At 73.4% G+C, this 6,907-nt stretch carries 7 protein-coding genes; 4 read left to right on the forward strand and 3 right to left on the reverse strand.

What is annotated here, in order from left to right:
- Positions 1 to 18: 18 nt before the first annotated feature.
- Positions 19 to 927, reverse strand: a complete 909-nt coding sequence (locus tag E1300_RS27795; RefSeq protein WP_131760033.1) for an oxygenase MpaB family protein — start codon at positions 925 to 927, stop codon at positions 19 to 21.
- A 203-nt stretch (positions 928 to 1,130) separates the two neighbouring features.
- On the opposite strand from E1300_RS27795, the gene E1300_RS27800 reads away from it, so the two are divergent.
- From E1300_RS27800 to E1300_RS27810, 3 genes are read left to right on the forward strand one after another with little or no spacing between them, the layout of a single operon-like run.
- Complete coding sequence (locus tag E1300_RS27800; protein ID WP_131760034.1) at positions 1,131 to 1,982, forward strand: CPBP family intramembrane glutamic endopeptidase; 852 nt, start codon at positions 1,131 to 1,133, stop codon at positions 1,980 to 1,982.
- Between the two features lie 18 nt (positions 1,983 to 2,000).
- Positions 2,001 to 3,155: a sensor histidine kinase gene (locus E1300_RS27805; RefSeq protein ID WP_207399987.1), complete on the forward strand. Its 1,155-nt coding sequence runs from the start codon at positions 2,001 to 2,003 to the stop codon at positions 3,153 to 3,155.
- 3 nt (positions 3,156 to 3,158) lie between these two features.
- Entirely contained in the window at positions 3,159 to 3,848 is a 690-nt protein-coding gene (locus E1300_RS27810) for a response regulator (protein WP_131760035.1), read from the forward strand.
- Between the two features lie 3 nt (positions 3,849 to 3,851).
- Here E1300_RS27810 and E1300_RS27815 read toward each other — a convergent pair whose 3' ends face one another.
- Positions 3,852 to 4,877: an NUDIX domain-containing protein gene (locus E1300_RS27815; RefSeq protein ID WP_131760036.1), complete on the reverse strand. Its 1,026-nt coding sequence runs from the start codon at positions 4,875 to 4,877 to the stop codon at positions 3,852 to 3,854.
- Positions 4,878 to 4,963: 86 nt separating this feature from the next.
- Entirely contained in the window at positions 4,964 to 5,842 is an 879-nt protein-coding gene (locus E1300_RS27820; RefSeq protein WP_131760037.1) for an alpha/beta fold hydrolase, read from the reverse strand.
- 82 nt (positions 5,843 to 5,924) lie between these two features.
- Here E1300_RS27820 and E1300_RS27825 point away from each other — a divergent pair, with 82 nt between their 5' ends.
- Positions 5,925 to 6,611, forward strand: a complete 687-nt coding sequence (locus E1300_RS27825; RefSeq protein WP_131760038.1) for a glycerophosphodiester phosphodiesterase — start codon at positions 5,925 to 5,927, stop codon at positions 6,609 to 6,611.
- Positions 6,612 to 6,907: the final 296 nt, after the last annotated feature.

Below are 6,907 nucleotides of genomic sequence, written 5' to 3' on the forward strand. Positions count from 1 at the left end.
CCGTCATGGCGGCTGGGGTCAGTGGGGGGTGAGGGATTTTTGGGTGGGCCAGCGGCGGGGGTCGCGTAGGCCGTAGAGGCCCTTGGAGAGGTCGTAGCCTTCGGCGGCCAGGCGTTGCCTGGCGCGTTCCAGCATGTCGCGGGTGGGCTTGGCGAACGCGTAGTCGTGGAGGCGCTCGGGGACCGCGTTCATCGCGAGGCGGAACGAGCGGAGCGCCGCCGTCACGGCGGGCTGCGGTATCTCGGGCAGCGCGCCGTACATCTGGCGGGCCCAGTCGGGGAGCGAGTAGTAGCAGAGCGCGCCGAACGGGAAGTAGCCCGGCTTGCCCGGGGCGAGGTACTTCAGGTTCTCCGGCATCGTCGGCCACATCAGGAACCGGACGGTCTCCGCGGCCTCCTCGGTGACGCGCAGCTGGGGGCGCATGGACGCGAGGTACGCCTCCATGTCCGCGACGGTTCCGGGGACGTCCTCGGGGTGCAGGCCGACGTGGGCGGCGGCGTGGCGCTGCTCGTCCAGGTACTTGTCGGCCATGGCGTCGGTCAGCGGCAGCCCGGCCCGGCGCGCCACTTCGAGGTAGGAGTAGACCTCGGCGCAGTGGACCCAGAGGAGCAGTTCGGGCTGGTCCAGGCGCTCCTTCTTGCCGGTGTCGTGGTTGAGGATCCGCAGGCTGCGGTGGATCCCGCGGACGCGGGCGGCGAGTTCCTCGATCTCCTCGGGGCTGCCGAACGTCGCCACGCCCACGAAGTCGGACGTGCGCTGGAGCCGTCCGAACGGGTCCTCCCGGAAGTTGGAGTTCTGCCAGACGCCCCACATGGCCATCGGGTGCAGGGCCTGAAGCATGAGGCTGCGCACGCCGCCGACCCACATGGACCGGTCGATGTGGACGCGCCAGGTGACGCTTTCGGGCGGTTGGACGGTCGCGGGCATCGGCACCTCACCGGGGAATCGTGAGACAAACTGATGTAAGTGTGTCATTACTGCGGACGCTTCATGACACCGACCCCCCGGATAAGGCATCCCCCGGGAGAGCTACCGGAGGCGTCCGCTCACTGGTGATTCCCGCCCGGCCTCGCGTTCCTAGCGTTGCCCATGCGTCGCCGAAAGGGCGGCGAACCCCCAAGGAGGTCACCATGAGCACGCCACCGTTGGAGCATCCCGGACGGATACGGCGGATCGTCCGGCATCCGCTGGGCTGGATGCTGGTCGGGATCCTCGCCATGATCGTCATTGCGGGCCTGACCGCGACGGAGCCGGACTCGATCCCCGGAGCCGTCGTTCCGCTGATCGGCGCGGTCGCGGCGGTCGCGGTCTACCGGCTGATCATGCGGTACGCCGGACGGGACACACCGGAGATCGCCCGGAGCGGAGCCGGTCGCGAGGCGCTGCTCGGCGCCGGGATCGGACTGGGATTCGTGCTGGTCTCGGTGGCGCTGATCGCGCTGTTCGGCGGCTACTCGTTCGGCCGGGCGGACGGCGGAGGCGTCGTCACCGTCCTCGTGACCACGGCCGCGGTGCAGATGGGAGCGGCCGTCACCGAGGAGCTGATGCTCCGCGGCCTCGCCCTCCAGGCCCTGGAGCGGCTGCTCGGCAGCCGGGCCGCGCTCGCCGCCACCGCCGCGCTGTTCGGCCTGCTGCATCTGGGCAACCCGGACGCGACGCTGTGGAGCTCGGTCGCGATCGCGGTGGAGGCCGGCGTCCTGCTCGGGGCGGCGTTCCTGTGGCGGCGCAGCATCTGGTTCGTCGTCGGGCTCCACTTCGCCTGGAACACCACGGAGGAGCTGCTCGGCATCCCGGTGTCCGGCCACGCGTCCGACGGGCTGCTGGCGGTGGACGTGAGCGGTCCGTCCCTGCTGAGCGGCGGTGCGTTCGGGCTGGAGGCGTCGATCGTCCCGGTCCTCGTGAGCGTGCTGATCGCGGCCCGTATGCTCGTCCTCGCCCGGCGGGACGGCGGTCTGCGGCGCCGGCCGGCTCCCCGCCCATGACGTCCGGAGAGGGACACCGTGAAGCTCAAGCCGCTCGGCCGGCCATGGGACCACGACGTGGCCCTGGCGGCGGTCATGACCGTGCTGGCCTTCACCCCGACGCTGGCGGCGGCGGGTGCGGACATGGGCGATCTGCCCGTGCGTCCGGCGGACGCGTGGGCGGTGGCGCTGACCCTGGCGCAGACGCTGCCGCTGGCCGTCCGCACGCGGTGGCCCGCGGTGTGCCTGGCGGTGGCCGGCACCGCGTTCGCGCTGCACCAGGCGCTGTCCTACCCGAACACGTTCGGCAGCATCGGCCTCTACCTGGCCCTGTACGCGGCGGGCGCGCACCAGGAACGGTTCCGGCGCGGGCTCGGCGCGCTCGCGACCGGCGGGTACGTCGCGCTGGCGGTCGCGCTGCACCGCCTCGGCTCGCCGGAGCGGCCCCTCGACTTCCTCGCCTACTACTCGATACTCGTGGTGTTCTGGATGGCGGGGACGGGCATGCGGCGCCGGCGGAGCGATGAGGCTGAGCGTCGGCGGCTGACCGCGAAGGAGGCCACGGCGGACGAGCGGGCGCGCATCGCCCGCGAGCTGCACGACGTGGTGACCCACCACGTGACCGCGATGGTCGTCCAGGCCGAGGCGGCCCAGTACCTGCTGCCCGCGGCGCCCGACCGGGCCGGCGAGTCGCTGTCGGCCATCGGCGGCACCGGGCGGCGGGCGCTGGCCGAGCTGCGGCACCTCCTCGGCGTCCTGGAGGCGACCGGCGAGGCGGTGCCGGCGGACCGTGCCCCGACGCTCGGGAAGATCAGCGATCTGGTGGAGCGGGCCCGGCTGTCCGGGCAGCCCGTCGAGCTGACGGAGGAGGGCGTGCGGCGGCCGCGGGGCGTGGACGTGGAGCTGGCGGCCTACCGGGTCGTCCAGGAGGCGCTCACCAACGCGATCAAGTACGCTGCCGGACGTCGGACGGCCGTCCTCGTCGGGTACGGCGACGCGCACATCGAGATCGAGGTGACCACCGACGGGTCCGCGGGCGCCGCGCCGCCGGAGCCGGACCTGTCGGGCGGGCGCGGCCTCGGCGGCCTGCGCGAGCGGGTCCGGATGCTCGACGGCGACCTCGTCGCCGGGGCCCGGCCGGACGGGGGCTTCCGCGTCCGCGCCCTGATCCCGTCGAGGCCCGTCCAGGAGTGACCGATGAGCGACTCCCCGCCGATCCGGGTGCTCGTCTGCGACGACCAGGCGCTCGTGCGCACCGGCTTCGTCACGATCTTCGGCGCGCAGCCCGACATGGAGGTCGTCGGGGAGGCCGAGGACGGGCCCGCGGCGGTGGAGGCCGCGCTGCGGCTGCGGCCCGACGTGGTCGTGATGGACATCCGGATGCCGCTCATGGACGGCATCGAGGCGACCCGGCGGCTGGCCGGACCGGACGCCGGCACCGCCGCGAAGGTGCTGGTCGTCACGACGTTCAACGTCGACTCGTACGTGTACGAGGCGCTGCGGGCGGGGGCGAGCGGCTTCCTGCTGAAGGACGCGCCGCCCGGCGAGCTCGTCAACGGCGTCCGGACGGTCGCCCGCGGCGAGGCGCTCCTCGCGCCCTCGGTCACCCGCGAGCTGATCGGCCATTTCGCCGAGCGGCTCCGCCCGGCGGACACGTCCCGTCCGGCGCGGGAGGAGGTCCTGAACGCGCTGACGCCGCGGGAGGCCGAGGTCCTCGAACAGATGGCCAACGGTCTGTCGAACGCCGAGATCGCCGAGGCGCTGTTCATCACGTCGGAGACGGTGAAGACCTACGTCTCGCGCATCCTCGCCAAGCTGCACCTGCGCGACCGCGTCCAGGCGGTCGTCCTCGCCTACCGCGTGGGCCTGCTCCCCACCGGCGACTGAGCCCTACCGGCGCTCCGCGCGGTACCGGCGGACGAGCCCGATCACCTCGTGCTTGAGGTCGCCCACGAACTCCGCGTCCGGGATGTCCATGAACTCGTCGGTCGAGACCCAGCGGAGCTCCGAGTGGTTCGCGGACACGGGCTCGCCCGTCCCGGCCCGGCGGCAGAGGAAGCGGATCCCGGGAATGACCGGCTCGCCGGGCTCCCGGATCGTGTAGAGGACGTGCAGGTCCTCCAGGACGTCGACGTCGAGGCCGAGTTCCGAGCGGAAATGGCGGCGGACGCCGTCCGCGAACGCCTCCGACCGCCGCAGCTGACCGCCGCAGCCCTCCAGCAGCCCCGGGAACAGGCGCCGCCCGGGGGACCGCCGCGCCACCAGCAGTTTCAGCCGGCCGCCGTCCTCGGCCAGGCACGTGCCCGCCACATGGACCTCCGGTGTCTCGCGGAGCCGCTCGCGCGGGATGAACTGCGACGCGATCTCCCCGGTCACCCAGACCCGCGCGGGCGCCATGCCGCGCAGGATCCGCTCCTGCTCGACGAAGTCCCCGGCGTCGCGGGGAAGGTCCGGGAAGTCGTCGCGGTCGACGATCACGCCGTACGGGCGCGCCTCGTTGCACAGCCGAGCCGACTTGTTGACGTTGTGGCCCGCGAGGTCGCCGTCCACGGCGATGACCCGGCCGCGGACGACGCCCCAGCCGAGGTGCAGCTCGGCCTCGTGGCCCACCCTCCGGCCGAACTCCCGGCAGTGCCGGGCGAAGTCGGCGTCGACCTGCCGCACCGCCGACAGCGTCCGGCCGAGCAGCCGCGTCACCTCGGCGCGGCTGAGGTCCTCGCCGATGCGCCGGTAGATCAGCGCCCCGTCCCCGCGCGACCTGATCTCGAACGCGGGCGCCCGGAACCGGGACCGCAGGATCGCCATGAAGCCGTCCACGAAGCCGCGGAGGTTCACGAAGACCTCGTTGGCCTCGGACCACCGGCTGAACCCGCGCACATCAGTGAAGATCACGAGCGCGTTGACGCCTTCGACCACCCCGGCCCTCCCGTGTCCCTTCCCGCGACGGACCACGAGGATCTCAGGAGTTCCCGCGGTGTGCGAGAGCACGCTCCGGGGGAGCGTCAGCGGAGGTCGCGTTCGGCCTGGTTCCAGAACGCCAGGAGGGCGCCCGCGGTCGTCTCGGGGGCCTCGACGGCGGGGGAGTGGGCGGCGCTCGGGATGACGACCTTGGCGGCGTTCAGCCGCTCCGCCATGGCGGCCTGGACGCGCGGGTCCCAGACGTCGTCGTCCTCGCCGTACAGGACGAGGATGCGCAGCCCGGCGTCCTCGGCGTGCTTGGCGAGCTCGTCGACGCGGTCGGGCGCGCCGAGCAGCTCGCGGGCCATGCAGACCAGCCCGGTCTCGGAGTTGCCGAGCGTCCGGGCCTTGAGGAAGGCGACGATGTCGGCCTGCAAGCCGCGCCCGACATAGCCGGGTTCCAGGCTGACCGACCAGATCGTCTGCATGCCGAGCTGCGGGATCGCGTCGCGGAGGGCCTGCGCCTTCGCGGCGGCCTGCCCGGTGACGGCGGCCGGGCCGGAGCTCATCAGCGTGTAGGACGCCGGGAGGACCCGTCCGGACAGGACGGTCTCGCGGGTCACGAGCCCGCCGAAGGAGTGGCCCACCAGGTGCACGGGCTCCGGGCCGAGGACGTCCACGAGGGCGGCGATGTCCTCGCCGAGGGCGGCGCGGCCGTAGGCGTCGGGGTCGTCGGGGCCCTCGGACTCGTACTGGCCGCGCAGGTCGATGGCGACGACGCGGCGGCCGGACGCGGCGAGCGTCTGCAGCACCGCGAGGAAGTCCTCCTTGCTGCCGGTGTAGCCGGGGACGAGGAGGGCCGGGCATCGCTCGGTCACGCCCGACCCCGGAAGGGCCTCCAGGGCGGCGAACCGGCCGCGGGAGGTCTCGATCGTCGTCCGGACGACACCGGGGGGCAGGGCGAGGAACCGGGGCGTGCTCACAGGGTGCAACCATACCAATCTGGGGGGACGGGGCCGCCGGGCCGAAGATCCGCGGGCGATGCCGGGTGATACCGTCCAGCACGTGGATTCGAGACCGGCCGTCTCCGCGCACCGGCGCGACGAGGCGGGCCTGACGGGCCTGCGGGACGCGGTGGACTCCGGGGCCGAGTACGTCGAGATCGACGTCCGCCGGGCGGCGGACGGGACGCTGGTCGTGCACCACGGCGCGGAGCTCGGCGGCCTCCCGCTGAAGCGGCTCACCTACCGGCGGATCACCGAGCTTGCGCCGCGGCCCGTGCCGCGGGTCGCCGAGGCCATGGAGATCATCGCCGGCCGGGCGCGCGGGCACATCGACCTGAAGGAGCGCGGCTGCGAGCACGAGGCCGTCGCGCTCGCGCTGAAGGCGTTCGGGCCGGAGGAGTTCGTGGTCACGACCCGCGAGGTCGCCTCGCTCGTGGAGATCAAGCGGAGCTTCCCGCACGTGCGGACCGCCCTGTCGGTGGGGCGGAGCCTGTGGGAGCGGGGCGCCGCGCGGGACTTCGCGCCGCTGCGGATGATCCGCGGTGCGGGCGCCGACATGGTCGCGCTCAACCACCGGCTGGCCCGCGTCGGGGTGCTGCGGCAGTGCGCGCGGGCGGGGTTCCCCGCCATGATCTGGACGGTGAACGCCGAGCCGCTGATGCGCCGGTTCCTCGGCGATCCGCGCGTCGCCGTGCTGGTCACCGACCACCCCGGCACCGCCTTGGCCCTCCGCGACACCGCCCGCTGAGCACCCGCCCAAGGCGCGATTCGGGCTCGCTGTGCGATCCCGGGGCTCTCTTGAGCCATCGTGGGCATGCGGAAACCGCGAGATCACGGGGGTTTCCGTGATCTCGCAGTTGCCGATGTCAGGCGGTCTGCGACGCCTCGGGCGTCCCGCCGCGCTCGGCGGCGGGCTTGCCCGCGCGGGTGCGGCGCCGGGTGCGGCTCCGCTTGCGCTCGGTCGCGACGGCGTCCACGACGTTGCCGGGCGCCTCGCATCGACGTCGACGAGCTGGTCGACCGCGACCGGTCGCTCAACGAAGG

The organism is Actinomadura fibrosa, from assembly GCF_900659615.1.
GTDB classification, from domain to species: domain Bacteria; phylum Actinomycetota; class Actinomycetes; order Streptosporangiales; family Streptosporangiaceae; genus Spirillospora; species Spirillospora fibrosa.